This window comes from Streptomyces sp. NPDC050548, from assembly GCF_044457385.1.
Taxonomy (GTDB): Bacteria; Actinomycetota; Actinomycetes; order Streptomycetales; family Streptomycetaceae; genus Streptomyces.
Genome location: NZ_JBITGV010000002.1, coordinates 567,627 through 588,238 on the forward strand (window position 1 = coordinate 567,627; position 20,612 = coordinate 588,238).

The following is a 20,612-nucleotide window of genomic DNA, read 5'->3' on the forward strand; positions in this document are numbered from 1 at the left end:
TCAGCCGTTGTCGGCGTTCTTCTTGTTCTTGATCCGCTCGGCTTCCTTGCGGACCTCGGCCTGAGTGGCGCGCTCCTTCTCCAACCACTCGGGGCCGTCCTTCTTCAGCGCCTCGATCTGCTCGGTGGTGAGGGGCTCGGTGACCCCGCCGCGGGCGAGACCGGCGATGGAGACCCCGAGCTTGGCCGCGACGACCGGACGCGGGTGCGGGCCGTTGGCGCGCAGCTCGCGCAGCCACTCGGGCGGACTGGCCTGCAACTCGTTCAGCTCGGCGCGGGAGACATCACCCTCCTGGAACTCGGCGGGCGTGGCCTCTAGGTACACACCCAGCTTCTTCGCCGCCGTGGCGGGCTTCATCGTCTGGGTGGTCTGGTGCGAACTCATACCGTCAAGAGTATCGACCGTGTAAGAGGCCTCCGACCACGGCGGGTAACCTTGCGGGGTGACAGGCTCGGAAGCATCCCCCACGTTCCGGCTCGCGTACGTCCCCGGGGTGACGCCCGCCAAGTGGGTGCGGATCTGGAACGAGCGCCGGCCCGACGTCCCCCTGACCCTCGTACCGGTCCCCGCCGCCGAGGCGTCCGATGTGCTCCGGCGCGGCGAGGCCGACGCCGGACTCGTACGGCTGCCGGTCGACCGTACGGTCCTCAGCGCGATCCCCCTCTACACCGAGGCGACCGTGGTCGTGGCCCCCAAGGACCACGTCGTGACGGCGGCCGAAGAGGTGTCCCTCGACGAACTCGCCGACGAGGTGGTCCTGCACCCCCTCGACGACGTCCTCGGCTGGGAACAGCCACCCGGGGAGCCCGCGTTCGAGCGTCCCGCGACCACCGAGGACGCCGTCGAACACGTGGCGTCGGGCATCGGCATCCTCTACGTCCCCCAGTCCCTGGCCCGGCTGCACCACCGCAAGGACCTCACCTACCGGACCGTCGTGGACGCCCCCCAGTCGGACGTCGCCCTCTCCTGGCCCGAGGACGCGACCACCGAGCTCGTCGAGGACTTCATCGGCATCGTCCGGGGCCGCACGGTCAACAGCACCCGGGGCCGTACCCCGCCACCGGCCCAGCCGAAGACGAAGGGGAAGCGCGCCGAGGCCCTGGCGCGCCGCAAGCCCGCCGCCGGAAAGTCGACCGGCAAGACCGGCACGACGGGCAAGAACCCGCGCGGCTCCTCCGGCGGCGCCAAGGGCACGAAGCGCGGCAAGCCCCGAGGTCGCTGACGCCGACGACCTCCTGGTTCGGACCGAGGCACCTCGTTCGGAGCGTCACCGACGAGCGTCGCCGTCAGCAGGAACAGGGGCCAGCAGGTGGCCGCCGCGGTGATCACGGCGGAGGCCGTCAGCACCCGTGCGGCCGGCGCCGGAGCCACCCGGCTGCCGATCGCGGGAGCGATCACGGCGAGCAGCACCGACAGCGGCAACGGCGTGCAGACGCCGAACCTCATCCCGCGGCCCCGGCCAGCAGGTCTCGCAGTGCCTGCTCCTCCTCCGGCCGCAGACCGCTCACGAACTGCTGGAGCGCGGCGATCGGATCCGGGCCCCGGTCCAGCGCCTCGCGCATCGCCTCGGCGGTCAACTCGGCCGCGTTCTTCGCCGGTCGGTACGCCCCACGCCGCCCGTCCGCGTCCCGCAGGACGAGCCCCTTGTCGTAGAGCCGCTTCAGGATGGTGTGCACGGTGTTGTAGGCGAGCGGGCCGTCGATCTCGGCCTGGATCTCGGCCGGTGTGAGGGGTCGGTCGGTCGCCCAGAGCGCGGCAAGGACCTCGCTCTCCAGCTCACCGGCGCTGCGCCGTTCCGCCCGAGCCCGCGGGTCTGTGCCAGCCATGGGCGTCACCTTACAGCGTGTAGGGCGTGACTTGCCTACCGGTGGCGCTCTGACCTGGCTCTTTGCCTGGCCGGGGTTGATCAGAGCGTCTGGGGGCTTCCTGCTTCTACCTGGGAGTTCCTGGGAGTTCCCGCGCAAGTGTGCACGGGTTGTGCACTCGATCCGGGGGCTGGGCGGTGGGCTTGATGAGCGGCGCCGAAGAGCAGTGGGCAAGCACCGGCACCAGGCTCGCGGACGAGACCGTCGAGCTCGCCGACTGGTATCTCGCGGCCAAGCCCGGCACTCCCGGCTGAACCCAGGGTCGAAGGTATACCCCCACGGGTACCCCTCCCGGGACCAACGGCCCATGACGATGCCTCACCCCGCCGCCGAGAGTGGGGGCATGGACAAGAGCATCGTGATTCTCGGAAGCGGCACCGCCGGCACGCTGACGGCCAACCGGCTGCGGCGGACGTACGACGAACGCGAGTGCCGGGTCACCGTGGTCGACCAGAACGATGACCACGTCTACCAGCCCGGACTGCTGTTCGTCCCCTTCGGCCTGGCCGAACCCCACGCCTTGGTCCGCCCGCGCCCGCGGCAGCTCCTTGACGGGATCGCCTACCGGAGCGCCGAGATCGACCGGGTGGATCTGACCGCCGAGCAGGTGCACTTCACCGACGGCACCTCGCTCGGTTACGACGTGCTTGTGGTGGCCACCGGCGCGAGCCTGCTGCCGGAGGAGACCGAGGGTCTGACCGGACCGGGTTGGGGCCAGAAGGTCCACACCTTCTACGACCTGCCCGGCGCCGTCGCCCTCCACCAGGCGCTGGAGCGCTTTGAGGGCGGCCGGGTGGCCATCGACGTGGTGGACCTGCCGATCAAGTGCCCGGTCGCACCCTTGGAGTTCGCCTTCCTCGCGGACTGGTACTTCCAGCGCCGGGGTATCCGCGACCGCGTCGAGCTGACCTACGTCACCCCGTTGGACGGCGCCTTCACCAAGCCGGTCGCCGCGAAGGCGCTGGGCGGCCTGCTGAAGGCGAAGGGCATCGAGCTGGTCACCGAGTTCGCGCTCGGTGAGGTCGACACCGCCGGTGGCAGGCTGGTGTCGTACGACGAGCGTGAGGTGCCGTTCGACCTGGCCGTGGTCGTTCCGCTGCACGGTGGCGCCGAGTACGTCGAGCGCTCGCCGGGCCTGGGCGACGAGCTCGGGTTCGTCCCTGTGGACCGGCGCACACTGCAACACCCGGACCAGCCCCAGGTGTTCGCCATCGGTGACGCGGCGGGCCTGCCGGCGTCCAAGGCCGGCTCGGTGGCCCACTTCGAGGGCGAGGTGCTGACGCACAACATCGGCCGCTTCCTGGCCGGGAAGCCGCTGGACGCCTCCTTCGACGGGCACACCAACTGCTTCATCGAGACCGGCTTCCACAAGGCGCTGCTCATCGACTTCAACTACGACACCGAGCCGCTGCCCGGTCACTTCCCGGGCGCGCTGGGGCTGCCGCTGCTGAAGGAGTCGCGCGCCAACCACCTCGGCAAGCTCGCCTTCGAGTGGCTGTACTGGCACAGCCTGCTGCCCGGCCGGGAACTGCCCGGCATCGGCTCGGCGATGCCTGAGCACGGCAAGACCCGCACCCCCGCCTGACGAGACCCACACCCCCGCCCGAACGGAGACGGACCGCCATGACCACCGCCACCTACGCCGACACGTCCGTGACCGTCGACGACGAAGGCTTCTTCACCGACCCCGGCCAGTGGACCGAACCCATGGCCGAGCAGATCGCCCGCGGACAGGGCATCGCGACGCTGACCGACCGGCACTGGACGGTCATCCACTTCATGCGCGCCGAATACGCCGCCAAGGGCACCGGCCCCACCGTGCGGATCCTCGGCAAGACCTCCGGCGTGAGCGTCAAGGAGCTCTACCAGCTCTTCCCGAAGGGCCCGGCGAAGACCGCCGCCAAGATCGCCGGAATCCCCAAGCCCCGCGGCTGCATCTGACCCCACCCGCCGACCGCTACCCGAAGGAGCGTCCGACATGACCGCCAGCGCCACCATCGAAAAGGTCTCGATCATCGTCTCCAAGGGATCCCTGGAAGGGATCTACCCGGCCCTGATCATGGCCAACGGCGCCCGCGCCGAAGGCATCGAGGCCGACTTGTTCTTCACCTTCTTCGGCCTCGACGCCATCACGAAGAAGCAGTACGACCACATCAAACTCGCCACCGTCGGCAACCCCGGCCTGCACCTGCCGACCCTCCTGGGCGGACTGCCCGGCGTCCCTGACCTGGTCACCCGGTACATGGAACGCAAGATGGAGAAGCTCGACATCCCACCGATCCCCGAGTTCATCGAGATGATCTCCGACACCGGCGCGGGCATCTACGCCTGCAAGGCGTCCGTGGACCTCTTCGAACTCGACAAGGACGACCTCATCGAACAGGTCCAGGGCATCATCACGGTCGGCGAGTTCTACGAGCACGCGGCCGGCGGCCAGATCATCTACACATGACCGGCCCTGGGGCCGGCGGCGCGGGACTGCCGGACGACCTGCGTCGCGTGCCGGCGGTGGTCGCCCATCCCGACGACGAGTCGTTCGGCCTGGGCGGCCTCCTCGCGCTGCTGTCCGCTCGCGGCGTGCCCACCACGGTGCTCTGCTTCACCCACGGGGAGGCGTCCACGCTGCACGCGGGCCCCGGGGACCTGCGCATGCTACGGCGGACGAACTGGCCTGCGCCGCACGGGAACTGGGCGTGGAACGACGCGTGGAGCCGGCCGCGTATCCGGACGGCGAACTCGCCTCCGTCCCGCTGAGCCGGCTCGCTGCGCGGGTCGGCCGGCTCGTCACCGAACGGCGCCCCAGCCATCTGCTGGTGTTCGACACCACTGGAGTCACCGGGCACCGTGATCACCGTCGGGCCCCGAGGCGGCCCTTGCCGCCGCCCGTGGAAGGGCAATCCAGGTCCTCGGCCGGACCCTGCCGAGGGCGGTCGCGGAGACCATGAACAGGGAGTTCGGAGCTTCGTTCGCCGGACGTGAACCGGGTGAGTGCCATGAGATCAAGCCGGTCCCGCGTGCCCGGCAGCACCGCGCCATCGCCTTCCCCCAGTCTCGGCTTCGCTCGACCGGGAGGGACCCCCATCGCAAGCCGGTCGAGGGACAACCCGGTGCTGTGGCGTCGCCTCGAAACTCCTGGGGGAGAGCGAGTATCTGCGTCGCTTGCTGTGACCTTGAGGAACGGCTCGTCGTCAGGCGGAGGGAGCCCGAGGCGGTGTGGACGCAGGCGCAGCGACCCGTGCCGACTCGGCGGTTTCGGCGACGCAGACTTGCGCCATGAGCCGACGTGCCAGGTCGAGTGCCTCGCTCATGGTCAGCGAGGCCCAGGTTCCCGGTTCGCCGCTCCGGGCGGGGCCCACATCGAGCGCGACCCGGCTGATCGGCCGGTCCGCGGGGGCGGCCAGTCGCAGGAGTTTCACGTCGATCCGCCGGCCGCAGGAGGTCACCAGCGGCGCCTCGCCGGCCGGACCAAGCCGTATGTGCTCTGACTCCGCCATCCTGCCCACGCCCTTTCCCTGGATACCCTGTGGGGTATTAGGGGCAGCGTCGCGCAGGCTCGGAATGTTCCCGGAAACGCGAGCGCCCGCCGCCCCGGGTTTCCGGTGGGCGGCGGGCACTCCATGCCGTTGACTCGGTCTCAGGCCAGCGCCAGGAACAGCTTTTCCAGTTCGGCTTCGGTCATCGGCGGGGCCTCGCCGTCCTGCTGCTCGGCCAGGCACTGTCGCATACCGCTGGCCACGATCTTGAACCCGGCCCGGTCCAGGGCGCGGGAGACCGCCGCGAGCTGGGTGACCACATCCTTGCAGTCGCGGCCTGCCTCGATCATGGCGATGACCCCGGCCAGCTGCCCCTGCGCGCGGCGCAGCCGGTTGAGCACCGCGCCCATCGCTTCCTCTTCCACCTTCACCGGGAGCCTCCTCGTGGCCGGTCGATCGCTTCCCATAGTACCCGTGGGGGTATACAGGGCGGGATGGTCGCTCGTCAGAGGCATTCGGCGCGCACCAACGAGTCGATGGCGGTGCGCGGACCTTGCGGACCGTCGACCGGCCGTGTGACCGTCTCGGCGCGCAGGATCCGGGCGTAGGGCCTGCCGTTCGGCGGTGACCTGTTCCGCGGTGTACGGGACGCGGGGTCCTGTGGACCGTCGAAGCCGTGCTCGCGGTTCGAGGTGTCATGGCCGGCCGGCAGCAGGGTCCCGCCGCTGCGCACGGCGGTCGCGGCCAGCCCCAGTACCTGCGGCCACGGCAACTGCAGATGGGTGATCAGCGCCAGGTCGTACGCCGCTTCCGGGGCGCCCCGGGCCGTCAGGCCGGTGCACTGCGTCCGCAGTTGTACGCCGCGCTCGGCCGCCAGGGTCTCCGCTTCGGCCGGAGCGACGGCGGAGAAGTCCACGGCGTCCACGTCCCGGCCCCTTTCCGCGAGCCAGACCGCGTTGCGTTCCTCGCCGGCCGCCAGGTCGCCCGCCCGGCGGGCAGCCCGGCCGGTTCGCCTTCGACGAACCGGTCGGGGGCCGCCGCCCAGACCAACTCGGTGCCGCGGTGCCGCTCGTACCGGCCTGCCGCGTCCATTGCCCGCTCCGCCGGTGTCCTCCGTTCGGAAAATCGTGGCTCAGTCGCGCCGTGTAGGTCCTCGTGGTCGTGTCGTTCCGCAGCGAGCGTCGGCCGGGGACCCCGTCCGAAGTTATACCCGGGTGGGTATCTGTTGTACGCTGCGATGGATACCCCATGGGGTATTTTGACGGCAGGGGTGAGGTCGGGAAACCGCACCGCCGGGTGCGCCCGCCTCCTGGTCACCGGTCCGTGGCGGCCGACGGGGAGTGACCGCCTTGCACCTTCCGAGGGCCAGTGCCTCGTCTGCGATCAAGTACCTGAAGGAGAGGACCGTCATGCTGTTCTTCCGCCGTCGGACGGGGCGAATAACCCCGGGCGAGGCCCGCAACCGCGTTCAGGCCGGGGCCGCAGTGCTGGTGGACGTGCGCGAGCGGGTGGAATGGAACGCGGGGCACGCACCGGAGGCGGTCCATCTGCCGCTGTCACGGCTGATGGCCGGCGCACAGCTTCCGGGCTCCGCGGCCGGGCGGCCCGTGGTGACGGTGTGCCGGTCGGGGCATCGGTCCCTGCAGGCGGCCCGGCTGCCCTCGGCCGGTGTACTGGACTGGGCGCTCGTCGGCCCCTTCCTCGGAGCGGCGATCCTCGGAGCCTGGGACGGCAAGCGCATCGCCGCCAAGATCCCCGCCCGGCGCCTGCAACGCATCTTCGCCGTACTGCTGCTGACCGTCGCGGTCTTCATGCTCGCCGACGCGCTCCGGTGAGCCACTGAGCGTTCAGCCCGTATCCGTGGCCGCCCACTGTGCGCAGGCGGATTGACGGTGGCCGGCACGCACTCGAACAGGGCTGACACCTGGAATACTTCGAATGCCGTACCTGGTACGGCGGGTGGCATCCACGGCTACCGGACACCGGCTCTCCGACGACGAGACCGGACCACCGAGGTCTGGCACTCCGGGTGTGTTCCGCATACCGACGATGTGGTCATCCACCGGCTCGGACGCTCTCGTCGGCCGTGGCCGGTCCGGGCAGCGGTGTTCTCCACTGAGTCGGCACTACTGCCCGGCGCCAGTCGGCTTTGTCAGACGCCTCTTCGGCCGCGCCCTTCTCGATAAACCTGGGGCAGGCTGCGGACGGTTCGAGGAGGGCCGACCTGCCGCTGTGGCGGCTCACGCAGATGCTGCTCCGCCAAGTTAGGGCTGAGATCGGACGACCTTCTTCCGCGTCCGCGAAGGTCTCCGGCGCGCAACAGCCCTGGCGTCCGCCGGTGGGCATGTGCTTCAGTCGCATGGCGCGGCCCGAACGACGGGAGTCAGACATGAAGCCGAATCGCTCCATTCCGGCGTCGACGGTCATCCCCGTCCTGGTCTATCCCGATGTGCGCGAGGCGGTCGCCTGGCTCTGTGCGGCCTTCGGGTTCGTCGAGCGGGTGCGGATCGGCGAGGACCATCGCGCGCAACTCCGTTTCGGCGATGGTGCCGTGATCGTCGGAGACGTACGACATGACCGCCGCCCGCCACGCCCCGGCGAGGTCACCCACTCGGTGACGGTCCGGGTGGAAGACGTTGGCGCCCACTACGAGCGGTCCCGGGGCCATGGTGCACGCATCATCATGGAGCCGACCGACTTCGAGTACGGCGAACGGCAGTACACGGCCGAGGACCTTGCGGGCCACCAGTGGACGTTCTCGGAGACGCTCGCCGATGTCGCCCCGGAGGAATGGGGCGGAACGTCCGTCGCGACCGACTGACGCATCCTCGGCGTCGCTTCGTGGTGCTCTTCGGAGTCGCCCTTGTCGAACTCCCGTGGGCGGCTGGGGATCATGGCGATCACCGTTGCGACCCTCATCCGGCCGAAGGCGATCAGCAGGACCCTGACCAGGATGAACTCCGCGAGCCGCCCTCCGCCGTACCCTCCGGCCATGCCGGACAGCAGCCCGGTGCGCCACCGGACGCGTCCGGCGCGGGCGTGCGACACGACGCCGGTGGTGCCGACGAGGAAGACGGGAGGATGCGATCAGAGGGATGCGGCGACGGCGATCATGAGTGGGCCCTCAGGGCGCCGATGACGGACTGCAGGTCGGTGCGCGCGCCGCGGTTGTAGGAGAGCTTGGACAGCAGCATGCCCATGGCGCAGGTGTTGGTGAGCGCTGCGACGGCCAGACCCGCGCCGACGGCGGTGCCGATGAGGTAGAGGTCGGGCACGAAGAGGGCCGCCAGGCCGGACAGCAGGACGATGCTTCCCGCGACGAGCCGTACTTGGCGTTCCAGGTCCCAGCGGGCCGGGCCGCGGTTGAGCGGACCACCGGCCGCCTCCCAGGCGAGGACGCCGCCTTCGAGGATGCGCAGGTTGGGCAGACCGGCCTCGGCCAGGGACTGTTCGGCCTGTGCGGCGCGTCCGCCGGAGCGGCAGATCAGGACGACGTCCTCGTCCAGGTGACGCAGGAGTTCGGCGCGGTGTTCCCGCAGGGTGTCGAGTGGGACGTTGTAGGAGCCGGGTATGTGGGCGGTGCGGAACTCGCCGGGGGTACGTACGTCAAGGAGCCGGGGGCCCGCGCCGCTTTCGGTGATCTCGTGAAGGGCGGCCGGGTCGAGCCGCGGGGCAGGGCTGGGGCTGGTGGCGTCGGCGGTCACGGGATCTCCTTCACGGGGCGGACGAAGCTGCCGGAACAGGGAAGTTGAGGAATGAGGGGTGTGCGGCGCCGGGCGGTCGTGGCCGCGAAGGCGGTCACCGCCGCCCGGCGCGCGGGAGGTTTCAGGCGTCGGCCGATGGGGGTCCCCCGCGCGAGCGAAGCCGAGCGCGGGGGAGGGCTCGGTCAGCCAGGCGCCGTAACCGCCCAGGAGGTCGGAGACGTCGTCGAGGCCGTTGTGGCGGAGCAGGCTGGCGGCGATGGAGGAGCGGTGGCCGCCGGCGCAGTGCACGACCAGGGGCCGGCGGGCGGGGATCTCGTCGAGACGGCGGGGGAGCTCGGCGAGCGGGATGTGCGCGGATCCTTCGATGAAGCCCTCCTCGCGTTCGCTGGTGTTGCGGACGTCGAGGACGAGCGGGGGTTGCTCGCCGTCGAGCGCCTGGCGGAGCTGATGGGCGGTCAGGCGGCTTGCCTGGCGCATCTCGTCGGCCATGGCCGGGGAGGCGCCCTCGGGTTCGCGCAGGTAGCCGCCGACGCGGTCGAAGCCGATCCGGGCGAGCCGGGTGACGATCTCCTCCTCGCGGTCCTGCGGTGCGATGACGACGACCTCCTGGTCGGGGGCGACGACTGTTCCGGCCTGCTCGGCGAACCGCCCGTCGGCGGGCACGTTCACGGAGCCGCGCAGATGGCCGGCGGCGAACTCCTGCGGGTCGCGGGCGTCCAGGACCAGTGCGCCGGCGGCCCGTCGGTCGAGGAACTCGGCGGCGGACAAAGGTTGTTGGGCGACTGCCGCATCGAACAGGCCGTGGTCCTTGCGGTTGAGGATGGCGTCGTAGACGAAGTAGCCGGGCGCGGAGGGCTGTCCGGCGGTGACGAGGGTGACGAACTCCTGCTCGCTCATGGGCGCGCAGGCGTAGTTGGTGGCGCGCTGCTGTCCGATGGTCGACTGACGTTCGGTGGAGAGGTTCTTGCCGCAGGCGGAGCCGGCGCCGTGGGCGGGGAAGACGCGGACCGGGTCGGGCAGGGCCATGAGCTTGTGCTGGATGCTGTCGTAGAGCATGTGGCCGAGTTCGGCGGCGGTGACGCCGAGGGAGGCCAGCAGGTCGGGGCGGCCGACGTCGCCGATGAACAGCGCGTCGCCGGTCAGCACGCCGTACGGAACCGCGTCGGCCGCGTGCTCGTAGACCAGGACGCTGATGGACTCCGGGGTGTGGCCGGGGGTTTCCAGGATCTCCAGGGTGACGTCGCCGAGGCTGATGCGCTCGCCGTCGGTGAGCTTACGGATCGGGTACTCCGGCTCGGCGCGGTGTCCGTAGCCGATCCACGCGCCGGTGCGCGCGGCGAGTTCGAGGTGGCCGGCGAGGAAGTCGGCGTGGAAGTGGGTGTTGATGACGGCCTCGATGGTGAAGCCGTGGGCCTCGGCGTCGGCGAGGTACTCCGAGACGTCTCGGCGCGGGTCGACGACGACGGCCTTGCCGGTGGACTCGTCGGCGATCAGGTAGGACGCCTGGGAGAGGCAGTCGAGGTAGTGCTGGGCGAAGAACACGGATGACCTCCGTAGTGGATCGATGAGATGCAATACCCTGGGGGGTATCCAAGTGGTCAGGGTTGGACCTTGTGCGGATGGTGAAGTGACCGGCCCGGGTCGGGGGAGGCCCGGGCCGGTCGGTCAGAGGCGGCCGGTGAGCATGCCGTGCCAGTAGAGCGGCGGCAGGCCGTACCGCTTGAACAGCCACATGTCGCGGCGTTCCTTGAAGGTGTCGATCAGCGGGAAGCTCGGGGTGGGCCGCAGGTCGTAGTCGAACTCGGCGAGCAGCACCGGGGCCTGCTTGCGGACGGCCGCGCCGGTCTTGGACGTGGGCCGGTTCGCCACGTCGCCGAGCGCGAAGACCTCGGGGTGGCGGGGGTGTCGGAGGGTGTGCTTGTCGGCCGCGATGAATCCCCGCGGGCCGGCGGGGGCGGCGAGCGGGCCGGCCTTGACCCAGTCCGGGGCGCTCTGCGGCGGGACGGCGTGCAGGAGGCCGTAGGCGAGGGTTTCCTTGGTCCCGGTGGTGTGATCGGTGACGGTCGGTTCGCGGGCGTCGCCGTCGATGGCGGTCATCTCCGAGTGCGGCCGCACCTCTGTGCCGTACCGGGCGGCGACCTTCTCCAGGACCTCGGACCGGGCCGGCACCTTGGACAGGGCCGGGTCGGGGATCGCGAGGACGATCCGGATGCGGTCCAGGACCTTCTGCTTGCGCCAGTGGTCGGCGGCCAGGTAGGCGATCGTCTGCGGTGCGCCGCCGCATTTGAGCGGGGTGGCCGGGTGGGTGAAGACGGCCGTGCCCGAGCGCATGCCGCGGATCGGGTCCCAGGTGCGTGGGGCGTACTCGGGTGTGTAGTTGCTGGTGGCGCGGTCATGGCCGATGGCCTCGGCGAGGCCGGGTACGCCGTTCCAGCCGAGTTGCAGGCCGGGCGCCATGACCAGGAGGTCGTAGCCGAGCCTGCGCCCGTCGGCGAGGGTGATGGTCCTCAGGTCCGGGTCGACTGCCCGGGCGGCTTGCCGGATCCAGTGCACTCCGTCGGGGACGATGGACGCCTCGGGGCGACGGGTGGCGCGCCGCAGAGCCTGGCCACCGCCGACCAGGGTCCACAGCGGCTGGTACCAGTGGGTGTCGGACGGTTCGATCAGGGCGATGCCGGTGACACCGACGCGGCGCAGCCGGGCCGCGACACTGATCCCGGCGCCGCCGCCGACGACGTGATGGCGGGTGGGGGGTGAGGGTATGGGGGCCAAGGGAGGACTCCCATCGGATGGGGGTGCGGATGCGGTGCCCGAGGAACCGGGCCGGGGTCAGGGGCGGCCAAAAAGGGCGGGCTCGGTCAGGCCGCGGTGGCGTGGTGTCCGGTCACCAGCGGGCGGCCGGTTCGGGCCCAGCCGCTGGTGCCGCCCGCCACGGAGTACGCGTCGATGCCGGCCCTGCTCGTCCGGTCGGCGGCGGTCAGGCTGCGGTTGCCGCTGGCGCAGACCACGTACACCGGCCGCCCGGCGGGCAGTTCGCCGATCCGGCCCGCCAGCACGCTGAGCGGCATCAGCTGCGCGCCCGGTACGTGGCCGGCCAGGTATTCGCCCGGCTCCCGGACGTCCACGACGACACTGCTGGCTGCCAGAGCCGCGGCGAACGCCTCCAGATCCACTTCACGAGCCATGTTCGGAACCTCCTCAAATACCCTAGGGGGTATCAATGGCAGCGAGGGTAAAGCGCCCGCTGAAGCGCTGTCAAATACCCCCATGGGTATTTGCCTCCCAGGTAAGGGGACCTGTCGGCAGGGATCACCGGACCAGCCACGAGTCGAAGGCGGCCTGGTGCATCCGGGAGGCGGCGAGCAGGTTGGTGTACACCTGCTCGACGTCCGGGGCGTCGAGCCCGGACCGCGCCTTCGTGAGGGCGGCGATGTCGTCGGTCTCGAACGTGAGGCCGGCCTTCAGCGCGCCGTCCACGCTTGCCGTGCCCTGCTTCAGCAGGCGGTCGTACGTGGCCTGGACGGTGGCGTCGGTGAAGTCGCCCGCCGCCTCGCCCGCGGTGGGGTCGCTCACGTCGTAGCGGTCCAGGAGCGTGCGGACCGCAGCGAGGTGATGGGTCTCGGCGATGGCGATCCGGTCGAAGACGTGGGCGTCGTACCGGGCGGCGAACACGGTGCAGAGGTCGTGGGCGAGCTTCTCCTCCTGGGCCATGCGGGCGAGCGTGGTCTTCTGGGCCGCGCTCAGGGTGCCGCTGGGGGCAGTGGTGGCCGAACCGGTGAGCGAGCAGGGGCCGTTGCCGTCCCCGGCTCCCGTTCCGTCGCCGTGGCGGTGGGTGTGCTGCTGACCGTTCATCATCGAGCTTTGCGTGGTGAACCGTACGGACGGCGTCTGCTCTCCGGCCGCGCCGGCGGTGGCCGGACCGACGATGAGGATGCCGCCGGTCACGACGGCCGCTGCCGCGGTGATCGCGGTGGCGAGCTTGGTGTTGCGCTTCATGACGCACCTTCTCCGGATCTGCTGTCCCTTGGTGTGCTCTTCGTTGATGCGCTTTCACCGTCCCGCCGGGCATCGGAGACGGCATGGCAGTGATGTGGAGGCGGTATGGAGCCCACCGGACGTGCCCGCGGGGGCTGTTCGGCCCTGGCGGGGGCGGCCCGCGCCCCGTACACCTGGGTGCATGGCCACCACCGTGCTCGTCGTCGAGGACGAGAAGGAGATCCGCGAACTGCTGCGCCGCTACATGGAGCGGGCGGGGTACGCGGTGGTGACGACCGGCTCCGGTGCCGAGGCCATCAGACTCCTCGGAGACGGACTGGTGGACCTGGCGGTCCTGGACCTGGGTCTGCCGGACGTCGACGGCGACGATGTGCTGCGCGAGGCGCATGCCCGCGGCGGGATCCCGGTCGTGGTGCTCACGGCGCGCAGTGCGGTCGAGGACCGGATCCACGGGCTGCGGCTGGGCGCCGACGACTACGTGACCAAACCCTTCAGCCCCACCGAAGTGGTGCTGCGCGTTCAGGCGGTGCTGCACCGGGCCGGGGCGGCGTCCGGAACCCCGGGAGAGCCCGCGGTCTCCTACGGCGGAGGCCGGCTGCGGATCGACGAGGTACGGCATGAGGCGGCATGGGACGGCTCGGTGGTGGAGCTGACGCCCACCGAATGGGGTCTGCTCACCGCGCTCGCCTCGGTGGCGGGACGGGTGTACTCGCGCTACGAACTGGTCAACCGGGTCCAGGGTTATGAGTTCACCGGCTACGAGCGCACCATCGACTCGCACGTGAAGAACCTGCGGCACAAGCTGGGGTCCGACGGCTTGAGCGTCGTCGAAACGGTGCTCGGTGTCGGCTACCGGCTGGGGCTGACCCGTGACCGGTGAATCAGGACGTCGCCTGGAACTCGGGCCGCTGGGCAGGCGCCTGTTCGCGGCGTTCGCCGTGGTCGCCCTGTCCTCGGTGGCCCTTCTGACGGCGGCAGCCCTGGTCGGCACCGACCGGGGCATCAGCACGGCGCAACAGGCCGACCGCCAGCGCATCGCCGATCGCACGGCCGCCGCGGCCGGGGCCGCCTACCGCAGGGCGGGCGGTTGGAGCGCAGCAGATCTCGGTCCCACCCGTACGCTCGCGGACGGGGCCGGCGCGGTGCTCACCCTGTGGGACGCCGACGGTGAGGTGATCCTGTCCACCGCCGCATCGTCGGACGGCGCGGGGCACGACGCGGACATGCCCGGTTCGGGGCACGGCATGGGACACGGCGGTGCCGCCGCCTCCGGCGGCAGCGCAAGTGCCGACGTAGTGTCCGACGGCAGCACCGTGGGCTCCGTCCGACTGCGCTTCCCCTACGGATCCGGAACGGCCGGCCGGAACATCGCCTGGGGCTGGGTCGGCGGCGCGGCGCTGGCCGCCCTGGCACTGGCCCTGGCAGTGAGCTGGTACGTGACCCGTCGTCTCACCGCCCCCGTCGTACGGATCGCCCGCACCGCCCACGCACTCGCCGCCGGTGACCACACCGCCCGAGCCCGGGTGGACGCGCCCGGTGAACTGGGCGACCTCTCCCGCGCCTTCGACAGCATGGCCGACGACGTCACCCACGCCGAGCAGGCCCGCCGCAGCCTGGCCGCCGACGTCGCCCACGAACTGCGCACCCCACTGGCCGCGTTGCAGGCAGGTCTCGAAGAACTGCGCGACGGCTACGCCGACCCCGCCCCGGCCCGCCTGGCCGCACTCCACGACCAGAGCCTGCGCCTCGGCCGCGTCGTCGGCGACCTGGCCGAACTGTCGGACGCCGAGTCCGCACGACTCTCCCTGAACACGACCGGCCTCGAACTCGCCGACCTCGTACGCCGTGCCGTGACCGACCGGGAGGCCGAACTGCGTGCCGCCGGACTCACCGTGCGCACCCGCATCGGAACCGAACCGCTGCCCGTCCTGGCCGACGCCGACCGCATCCACCAGGCCCTGGGTAACCTGCTGAGCAACTCCGCCCGCTACTGCCGCCCCGGCGACACCGTCACCGTCACCGCATCCGCCGAGGACGACGCGATATGCGTCGAGGTCGCCGACGACGGCCCCGGTATCCCCGCCGACGAACTCCCGCGGGTCTTCGACCGGCTCTGGCGTGGCAGCGCCGCCCGGGACCGCAGCGTCGGCAGCGGTATCGGCCTCGCCGTGGTGAAAGAACTGATCACCGCTCACGGCGGCAACGTCACGGCCTTCTCGCAACCCGCTGGAGGGACACGGATCGTCATCCGGCTGCCGCGCGACCACGCCGCCCGTTCGTCCGGTGACCGACTGGCGCCCCGTTGACCCGGACATCGGCATTCACCCTTCGGGCAGTCCGTCCGGCCCTGCGGTGGTTCGGCCGAAACACCTGCCCGCGGGCGATCCGGCCGGGTGACCGGTGACCATGTCCTGAGGGTTCGGTGCCTCCGCCGAGACGGTCTGTCCGGTGGCGTGCGCGTCTGCGGGGACCGATTCCGTGTCCTCGGCGAGCCGCAGGCCGGTGATGGCGGAGAAGCAGTGCACGGCGTTGTCGCGCACTGTGACGCGGAGTGGGGCTCCCTTGCCCTGGGTGGGGCGTTCGGGGAGCCGGACGACGACGGGGACGAGGTCCTGGCCGAGCTTCGCGGTCGCGTGGAGGTAGGCGACGGCTCCGGTGTCCTCGACCGTGTCGATCACCAGGTCCAGCGCGGGGGTGTCCAGGTCGTCGGGGGAGAGCACCTGGAGGTGTTCGGGCCGGATGCCGAGTGTGATCTCGGTGCCGCCGTCGGTGGATGCGGTGTTTCGTGTGGCGCGGGTCAAGGGCACGGCCAGGCCGCCGAGTTGGGCCCCGTGCGAGGTGAGCGGCAGCCGGAAGAGGTTCATGGCGGGAGAGCCGATGAAGCCGGCGACGAAGGTGTTGGCGGGGCGGGTGAAGACCTCCTTGGGGGTGCCCACCTGTTGCAGTACGCCGTCTTTCATGACGGCGAGGCGGTCGCCCATGGTCATGGCCTCGACCTGGTCGTGGGTGACGTAGACGGTGGTGGTGCCCAGGCGGCGCTGCAGTACGGCGATCTGGGTGCGGGTCTGGACGCGCAGCTTGGCGTCCAGGTTGGACAGTGGTCGGTGGCCCGCTGGATGCCGGAGTAGGCAGATCAGTCGGCGGACCCAGAGCAGATCGAGGCACGCTGACGGCCCACCACTGCGAGGGGCGGACCGAGGATGCCGCGCAGGGTGGCGTCGGGCGATGCCCCGTGTCAGGTCTCGGCGGGACCGGCCAGTGCCACGAAGTCGTCGGAGTAGACGTCGTGGAGCCGAACGGCGAGGTCCTCCAGGGCACGGCTGGCGGCGAGTTCGTCACCGATCTCCGGAACGGAACGGTCGATCGGGTTGCGGCGGGCCACACCCCGGCCGGTGATCGTCGAGGTGTCCCGGGTGCGCAGGACGGCCCGTGCGTGAGTGTCGTCGCCGTCCTCGGTGATGTAGATCTGTACGGTCCACTGCTTGGCTTCCATGGTGATCACTCCCGAGTGGAGGGTGGGAGGGCCGAGCGGGCCGCTCCGCAGGGACCCGGAGCGGGACTGCGGGGGAGCGCGACGGCTCCTGTCTCCACTTCTCAGCCTCCGCCTGTCCGCAGGGCCGGTCCAGGGCCGAACGGCCCACCCGGCAGGTTGTGTCGTCCATTTCGTCGGTGGTCGCGACCACACGTGGTGGTCGGCCGGCCCATGCAGTCCTGATGACGGATGGTCAGCAGGCCGCCGATCATGGCGATGCCGTGCGCATCGCCCGGCGGACTCCGGATCCCGCGGGCGGCGGAGCCCACTCCGATCGCCCACCGGCTCCGCACTCCGTCATCCCGCGGTGCGACGGCTCCGGAATCGGCAGCTCTGCGGGGTCCGATGCCCAGATACCGTCGCGCCGGCTCAGGAGGGGCCCACGCAGATGGCTCGCGGCCACGCCGGCGCCCTGGCGGGGGAAGTTCCCCCCCGACACCTCCGTCGTCGAGCAGGTCTCGACCGGTCCAGCAGCGGCGGTGCTGTTGTCCGCCGCGGCGCACAGCGGACTCTCCGCCGTGGGCCGTCGGCGGCATCCGTCGCATCTGACCTGGGAACTCGGACCGGTCGAGCACGTGGCGCCGCACCACGCGCCGTGCCCGGCCGTCGTCCCGCACGACTGATACGCCCGGCGCATCGCCACCCGCCTCACGCACACCACCCCCGACAAGAGCCCGGAGCCGGCACGGCTCGACGATCTCCGCGCCTGCCCGCACAGGCTGCACACCGTGCTGCGCCCGCACTTCACCGAGAAGGAGGAGAACCGCTTCTCACACGCCCCGTGAGCCGCCGTACAGACCGAGGCCGGACGACGGACCGGGCCGGATGGGCACCCCGGAAAGGCGGCTCGACCGCGATCCTGCGCGACTTCGCCATCCTCGCCCACTTCAGGACGGCCCTCATCGGTCGGCGGCCCTGACCCCACACCGGCGGTGCCGCAGGCCCGAACGGCCCGTGGAATCAAGCTGACCGGCCTCGTGCCCGGTGCCGATCGGCCCTGGAAACCGGCATTCGGCGCGACTTGGATGGAAGTGTCTCAGGAGGCTGCCATGAACAGCGATGTCGCACGCGCCCGCACCTGCCGACGCCACCGCACAGCACTCACCGCGGTGTTGACGCTCCCCTTGCTCACGGTCACCGCCTGCGGCACGAGCGGCGGCTCGGGCACGCCGGGCGGCATCGACCAACCCTCGCAGACCTCGGCCGGCACGGCCACCACGGGCGGTAGCACCGGAATGCCCGCACCCTCCGCGCCGTCGGCATCCACCGCCCCGGGCACGGCCCCCGCGCCCTCGACGAGTGGCGGCACCGGCACCGCGGCCAAGCAGATCCGCGCAGCGGTCTACTTCCTGCACGGCGAACAGGTCTCGCCCGCCCCGCGCACCGTGACCGCTCCGGCCACCGCCACCGGAGCCGTCCGCGCCCTGCTGGCGGGCCCCAGCCGCTACGAAAGCACGCACAGCCGGACCACTGCGATCCCGTCCGGCACCACGCTGCACTCCGTAGTGGTCCGCGACCACGTGGCGACCGTGGATCTCTCCGGCCGGTACGACGACGGCGGCGGCAGCCTGTCCATGCGGGCCCGCCTCGCCCAGGTCGTGTTCACCATGACCCGCTTCCCCTCCATCCACTCGGTCAGGTTCGAACTGGACGGCAAGCCGGTGAAGTACTTCGGCGGAGAAGGCATCGTCCTCAACGGCCCCGTGGGGCGAGCCGACTTCGAGGACGTGGCCCCGGCCGTCCTGGTGGAATCCCCCCTGCTCGGCGACACGACACGCACACCCCTGCGGGTCTGGGGCAGCGCCAACACGTTCGAGGCCGTGTTCCGTCTGAAGGTCACCGACACCACCGGACACACCGCCGCCGACGTGCGCGTCAAGGCGACCTCCGGCACCGGCACCCGCGGCACCTTCGACGTCACCTTCCCCTACAAGGCCGCCCGCAGCGGACCGGGCCTGCTGACCGCGTACTACCTGTCGCCCAAGGACGGCAAGCCCGTCACCGTGGACACCGTGCCACTGACCGTGAACCGCTGACGCCGACCGTACGGACCGACACGAGGAGACCGCACACAGGGCCGTCGTGGGCCGGATGGACAACTGCCCGAGCCGCTGGCCCCTGGAGTTCCGGGCACCCGAGCGAGACGCCGGACCCGGAGGCCATCCATGGAGGTTGCCATGACCGGACTCGCCGTCGGGAACGGCATCGTGGTGGGCATCGACGGGTCGGAGGCGTGCAGGGAGGCACTGCGCTGGGCGACCCGGCAGGCTCACGCCCTGCGTACGGATGTCGTCGCCGTGCACGCCTGGGAGCCGGTCGGCCCGCGGTTCGCCCCCTACACCCCGCCTCGGCGCGTCCGACGGTCGCCGAGCAACAGGAGAGGGCCGCACATCTGCTCGCCTGGACGCTCCGCGACGTCTTCGGGGCGCAGGTGGACAGTGCCGTGCACGCCCTCCTGGTGGAGAGGCCGCCGGCGCGGGTCCTGCTGCAGCAGGCGCGTGGCGCCCTGCTGCTCGCGCTCGGGCGCTCGCCCCATGACCACTACGGCCAGCCCGCGACAGGGCCAGCAGCCTGCGCTTGCCTGCGACAGGCGACGGTCCCCGTGGTCGCGGTTCCCGGCCTGCAGCGGCCCGCGTCGCCGCCCGTCACCACCGGGGCGCCCTTCACGGCCGGAAGCCGCGCGGCGCAACAGCCGGCAGGTGCCGGGGAACTCCATACCAACGGTGCGGGCACAAGGTGAGCGTCGGGCGTGCGTGGCCGAGGCCCGCGCGAAGAGATCGAGGAACGTCGAGGAGACATCATGGATGTTCTGGTGGGATACGCGACCGCTCACGGCTCGACGCGAGGCGTTGCCGAGCGGCTGGCCGCCAGGCTGAGCAAGGCCGGGTTGAAAGCCGAAGCCAGGGCCATGGAGACGGTGGACGATGCCGACGCGTATGGGGCGTTCGTCCTGGGCAGCGCCGTGCACGGACAGAGCTGGCTGGACGAGGCCAAGGACTTCGTGCGCGGCAATCTCGACGTGCTGGGATCCCAGCCCGTGTGGATCTTCAGCGTCGGAATGCCGGGCGCGCTCCGTGGCCCGTGGAAGCGCCTGGCGACCAAGGAAATCCCGGTGATCGTCGAGAGGTTGCCGGGTGAACTCCCGTTCCGGGACCACCAGTTGTTCTCCGGTGTCGTCTCACGGGATCAGCTGCCCCTCACCGGGCGCATCCTGTTCCACCTGGTGGGCGGCCGGTTCGGCGACTACCGCGACTGGGACGCCATCGACGGCTGGGCATCCGGGATCGCCGACGAACTGGCCCGCGAATGACCGCGGGCCGTCGCCCAGCGGTCCTGATGGCCCGGAACTCAGCAGCGGACGGATGCGTGGGTCTTCGCGGTCTGGGGCTGCTGTGGCGCCTGCGTGGGTGTCCTCCGCCCGCGGCGGTGCAGCAGTCGCAGGGCGAGCGCGTCGAACACCGCGGTGAGGACGAACGTCACCCCCGTGGCCGCGACCAGCAGGACGGCGAACAGCTGCCAGAACTGCGGTGTGAGACTCGTACCCACGGTCTTGCTCCCTTCGTACTCCTGCCGCTCTTGCCGCCAGCCAACTCCGTTGCGGGGCAGGGCACATGAGCCTTCCGGGGCGGACTGAGGTACCAAGGGTCCCTTGCGCGGTCCGTGCGATCGGGAAATCGGCGGTGGCGGCGGGGGTGGTGAGTTCGGGACAGCCCTCCTCGTTGATGTGTACGCCGGCGCGCTCCGAAATGAGCTCCACCAGGCTCGGGAAGTCGAGTGATCGATTTCCAACGCGCACGCCTTGGCGAGGGTCGGTGTCGCCGGTGGGTCGACGCCCATCTCCCCGGCGAGGAGCCCCGGGAGTGGACGAGAGAAGGACCAGTTCCTGGACTCGGACCGGCCTTGTTCACGGGTCGTGAAGTCCCTGGGGTTCTTGCCCCGGGACCTCGACGAACGGTGGGGCGGGGACATGCGGCCCACCGGCGCTGATGGGGGAGAAGGCTCCTGTGCAAGCGGTGGCCGAGCATCAGCAGCGGACCCGGCG

The 20,612-nt window shown here is 71.1% G+C and carries 26 protein-coding genes and 1 pseudogene; 14 read left to right on the forward strand and 13 right to left on the reverse strand.

What is annotated here, in order from left to right:
* Entirely contained in the window at positions 1-384 is a 384-nt protein-coding gene (locus ACIBJH_RS08430; RefSeq protein WP_399116060.1) for a DUF5997 family protein, read from the reverse strand.
* Between the two features lie 58 nt (positions 385-442).
* Between ACIBJH_RS08430 and ACIBJH_RS08435 the strand changes: the two genes are divergently transcribed.
* Entirely contained in the window at positions 443-1,222 is a 780-nt protein-coding gene (locus tag ACIBJH_RS08435) for a LysR family transcriptional regulator substrate-binding protein (protein ID WP_399116061.1), read from the forward strand.
* 220 nt (positions 1,223-1,442) lie between these two features.
* Here ACIBJH_RS08435 and ACIBJH_RS08440 read toward each other — a convergent pair whose 3' ends face one another.
* Positions 1,443-1,826: a BlaI/MecI/CopY family transcriptional regulator gene (locus ACIBJH_RS08440; protein ID WP_399116062.1), complete on the reverse strand. Its 384-nt coding sequence runs from the start codon at positions 1,824-1,826 to the stop codon at positions 1,443-1,445.
* 382 nt (positions 1,827-2,208) lie between these two features.
* On the opposite strand from ACIBJH_RS08440, the gene ACIBJH_RS08445 reads away from it, so the two are divergent.
* The 5 genes from ACIBJH_RS08445 to ACIBJH_RS08465 are packed head-to-tail and all read left to right on the forward strand — an operon-like array spanning position 2,209 to position 4,810.
* A complete protein-coding gene (locus ACIBJH_RS08445; RefSeq protein WP_399116063.1) occupies positions 2,209-3,450 on the forward strand; it encodes an NAD(P)/FAD-dependent oxidoreductase in 1,242 nt (413 codons plus the stop codon).
* Between the two features lie 38 nt (positions 3,451-3,488).
* Complete coding sequence (locus tag ACIBJH_RS08450; RefSeq protein WP_399116064.1) at positions 3,489-3,806, forward strand: TusE/DsrC/DsvC family sulfur relay protein; 318 nt, start codon at positions 3,489-3,491, stop codon at positions 3,804-3,806.
* Positions 3,807-3,843: 37 nt separating this feature from the next.
* A complete protein-coding gene (locus tag ACIBJH_RS08455; RefSeq protein ID WP_399116065.1) occupies positions 3,844-4,317 on the forward strand; it encodes a DsrE/DsrF/DrsH-like family protein in 474 nt (157 codons plus the stop codon).
* The gene (locus ACIBJH_RS08460) at positions 4,314-4,619 is read left to right on the forward strand and encodes a PIG-L family deacetylase (protein ID WP_399116066.1); all 306 of its coding nucleotides are present in this window, start codon (positions 4,314-4,316) and stop codon (positions 4,617-4,619) included. Before ACIBJH_RS08455 ends, ACIBJH_RS08460 begins: the two co-directional genes overlap by 4 nt.
* Positions 4,571-4,810 carry a hypothetical protein gene (locus ACIBJH_RS08465; protein ID WP_399116067.1) on the forward strand — a complete coding sequence of 80 codons (240 nt, stop codon included), beginning with the start codon at positions 4,571-4,573 and terminating at the stop codon, positions 4,808-4,810. The genes ACIBJH_RS08460 and ACIBJH_RS08465 overlap by 49 nt, the downstream gene beginning before the upstream one ends.
* A 243-nt stretch (positions 4,811-5,053) precedes the next feature.
* Here ACIBJH_RS08465 and ACIBJH_RS08470 read toward each other — a convergent pair whose 3' ends face one another.
* The 3 genes from ACIBJH_RS08470 to ACIBJH_RS08480 form a co-directional block, all read right to left on the reverse strand.
* Positions 5,054-5,359 carry a hypothetical protein gene (locus ACIBJH_RS08470; RefSeq protein ID WP_399116068.1) on the reverse strand — a complete coding sequence of 102 codons (306 nt, stop codon included), beginning with the start codon at positions 5,357-5,359 and terminating at the stop codon, positions 5,054-5,056.
* A 140-nt stretch (positions 5,360-5,499) separates the two neighbouring features.
* Positions 5,500-5,748, reverse strand: a complete 249-nt coding sequence (locus tag ACIBJH_RS08475; RefSeq protein WP_399116382.1) for a metal-sensitive transcriptional regulator — start codon at positions 5,746-5,748, stop codon at positions 5,500-5,502.
* Positions 5,749-5,843: 95 nt separating this feature from the next.
* Positions 5,844-6,263 carry a hypothetical protein gene (locus tag ACIBJH_RS08480; protein ID WP_399116069.1) on the reverse strand — a complete coding sequence of 140 codons (420 nt, stop codon included), beginning with the start codon at positions 6,261-6,263 and terminating at the stop codon, positions 5,844-5,846.
* A gap of 484 nt (positions 6,264-6,747) precedes the next feature.
* Between ACIBJH_RS08480 and ACIBJH_RS08485 the strand changes: the two genes are divergently transcribed.
* Positions 6,748-7,173, forward strand: coding sequence for a TSUP family transporter (locus ACIBJH_RS08485; RefSeq protein WP_399116070.1), 426 nt, complete (start codon positions 6,748-6,750; stop codon positions 7,171-7,173).
* A 554-nt stretch (positions 7,174-7,727) separates the two neighbouring features.
* On the forward strand, positions 7,728-8,159 hold the full coding sequence (locus ACIBJH_RS08490) for a VOC family protein (RefSeq protein WP_399116071.1): 432 nt from the start codon (positions 7,728-7,730) through the stop codon (positions 8,157-8,159).
* A gap of 289 nt (positions 8,160-8,448) precedes the next feature.
* On the opposite strand, the gene ACIBJH_RS08495 is transcribed toward ACIBJH_RS08490, so the two are convergent.
* The 5 genes and pseudogenes from ACIBJH_RS08495 to ACIBJH_RS08515 all read right to left on the reverse strand — a co-directional run bounded on the left by ACIBJH_RS08495 (position 8,449) and on the right by ACIBJH_RS08515 (position 13,038).
* Complete coding sequence (locus tag ACIBJH_RS08495) at positions 8,449-9,042, reverse strand: rhodanese-like domain-containing protein (RefSeq protein ID WP_399116383.1); 594 nt, start codon at positions 9,040-9,042, stop codon at positions 8,449-8,451.
* Positions 9,043-9,207: 165 nt separating this feature from the next.
* Positions 9,208-10,584: pseudogene (locus ACIBJH_RS08500) on the reverse strand (rhodanese-like domain-containing protein); the annotation flags it as partial.
* Positions 10,585-10,707: 123 nt separating this feature from the next.
* Positions 10,708-11,814 (reverse strand): FAD/NAD(P)-binding oxidoreductase, encoded by a 1,107-nt coding sequence (locus ACIBJH_RS08505; protein WP_399116072.1) that lies wholly within the window; start codon positions 11,812-11,814, stop codon positions 10,708-10,710.
* 86 nt (positions 11,815-11,900) lie between these two features.
* Positions 11,901-12,227 (reverse strand): rhodanese-like domain-containing protein, encoded by a 327-nt coding sequence (locus tag ACIBJH_RS08510; RefSeq protein WP_399116073.1) that lies wholly within the window; start codon positions 12,225-12,227, stop codon positions 11,901-11,903.
* A gap of 124 nt (positions 12,228-12,351) precedes the next feature.
* Entirely contained in the window at positions 12,352-13,038 is a 687-nt protein-coding gene (locus ACIBJH_RS08515) for a DUF2202 domain-containing protein (protein WP_399116074.1), read from the reverse strand.
* Between the two features lie 181 nt (positions 13,039-13,219).
* Between ACIBJH_RS08515 and ACIBJH_RS08520 the strand changes: the two genes are divergently transcribed.
* Entirely contained in the window at positions 13,220-13,918 is a 699-nt protein-coding gene (locus ACIBJH_RS08520; RefSeq protein WP_399116075.1) for a response regulator transcription factor, read from the forward strand.
* The gene (locus ACIBJH_RS08525) at positions 13,908-15,344 is read left to right on the forward strand and encodes a sensor histidine kinase (RefSeq protein ID WP_399116076.1); all 1,437 of its coding nucleotides are present in this window, start codon (positions 13,908-13,910) and stop codon (positions 15,342-15,344) included. Before ACIBJH_RS08520 ends, ACIBJH_RS08525 begins: the two co-directional genes overlap by 11 nt.
* 15 nt (positions 15,345-15,359) lie before the next feature.
* Here ACIBJH_RS08525 and ACIBJH_RS08530 read toward each other — a convergent pair whose 3' ends face one another.
* Positions 15,360-16,025: a TOBE domain-containing protein gene (locus ACIBJH_RS08530; protein ID WP_399116077.1), complete on the reverse strand. Its 666-nt coding sequence runs from the start codon at positions 16,023-16,025 to the stop codon at positions 15,360-15,362.
* A gap of 15 nt (positions 16,026-16,040) precedes the next feature.
* Between ACIBJH_RS08530 and ACIBJH_RS08535 the strand changes: the two genes are divergently transcribed.
* Positions 16,041-16,166, forward strand: coding sequence for a hypothetical protein (locus tag ACIBJH_RS08535; protein ID WP_399116078.1), 126 nt, complete (start codon positions 16,041-16,043; stop codon positions 16,164-16,166).
* Between the two features lie 107 nt (positions 16,167-16,273).
* Here the strand turns inward: ACIBJH_RS08535 and ACIBJH_RS08540 are convergent, their stop codons facing one another.
* Positions 16,274-16,531 carry a DUF1876 domain-containing protein gene (locus tag ACIBJH_RS08540; protein ID WP_399116079.1) on the reverse strand — a complete coding sequence of 86 codons (258 nt, stop codon included), beginning with the start codon at positions 16,529-16,531 and terminating at the stop codon, positions 16,274-16,276.
* 1,088 nt (positions 16,532-17,619) lie between these two features.
* Between ACIBJH_RS08540 and ACIBJH_RS08545 the strand changes: the two genes are divergently transcribed.
* From ACIBJH_RS08545 to ACIBJH_RS08555, 3 genes are all read left to right on the forward strand, one after another.
* On the forward strand, positions 17,620-18,606 hold the full coding sequence (locus ACIBJH_RS08545) for a GerMN domain-containing protein (protein WP_399116080.1): 987 nt from the start codon (positions 17,620-17,622) through the stop codon (positions 18,604-18,606).
* Between the two features lie 141 nt (positions 18,607-18,747).
* Positions 18,748-19,446 carry a universal stress protein gene (locus ACIBJH_RS08550; RefSeq protein WP_399116081.1) on the forward strand — a complete coding sequence of 233 codons (699 nt, stop codon included), beginning with the start codon at positions 18,748-18,750 and terminating at the stop codon, positions 19,444-19,446.
* Entirely contained in the window at positions 19,371-19,880 is a 510-nt protein-coding gene (locus ACIBJH_RS08555) for a flavodoxin domain-containing protein (RefSeq protein ID WP_399116082.1), read from the forward strand. The genes ACIBJH_RS08550 and ACIBJH_RS08555 overlap by 76 nt, the downstream gene beginning before the upstream one ends.
* Positions 19,881-19,918: 38 nt before the next feature.
* On the opposite strand, the gene ACIBJH_RS08560 is transcribed toward ACIBJH_RS08555, so the two are convergent.
* Positions 19,919-20,116 (reverse strand): hypothetical protein, encoded by a 198-nt coding sequence (locus tag ACIBJH_RS08560; protein WP_399116083.1) that lies wholly within the window; start codon positions 20,114-20,116, stop codon positions 19,919-19,921.
* Between the last annotated feature and the right edge of the window lie 496 nt (positions 20,117-20,612).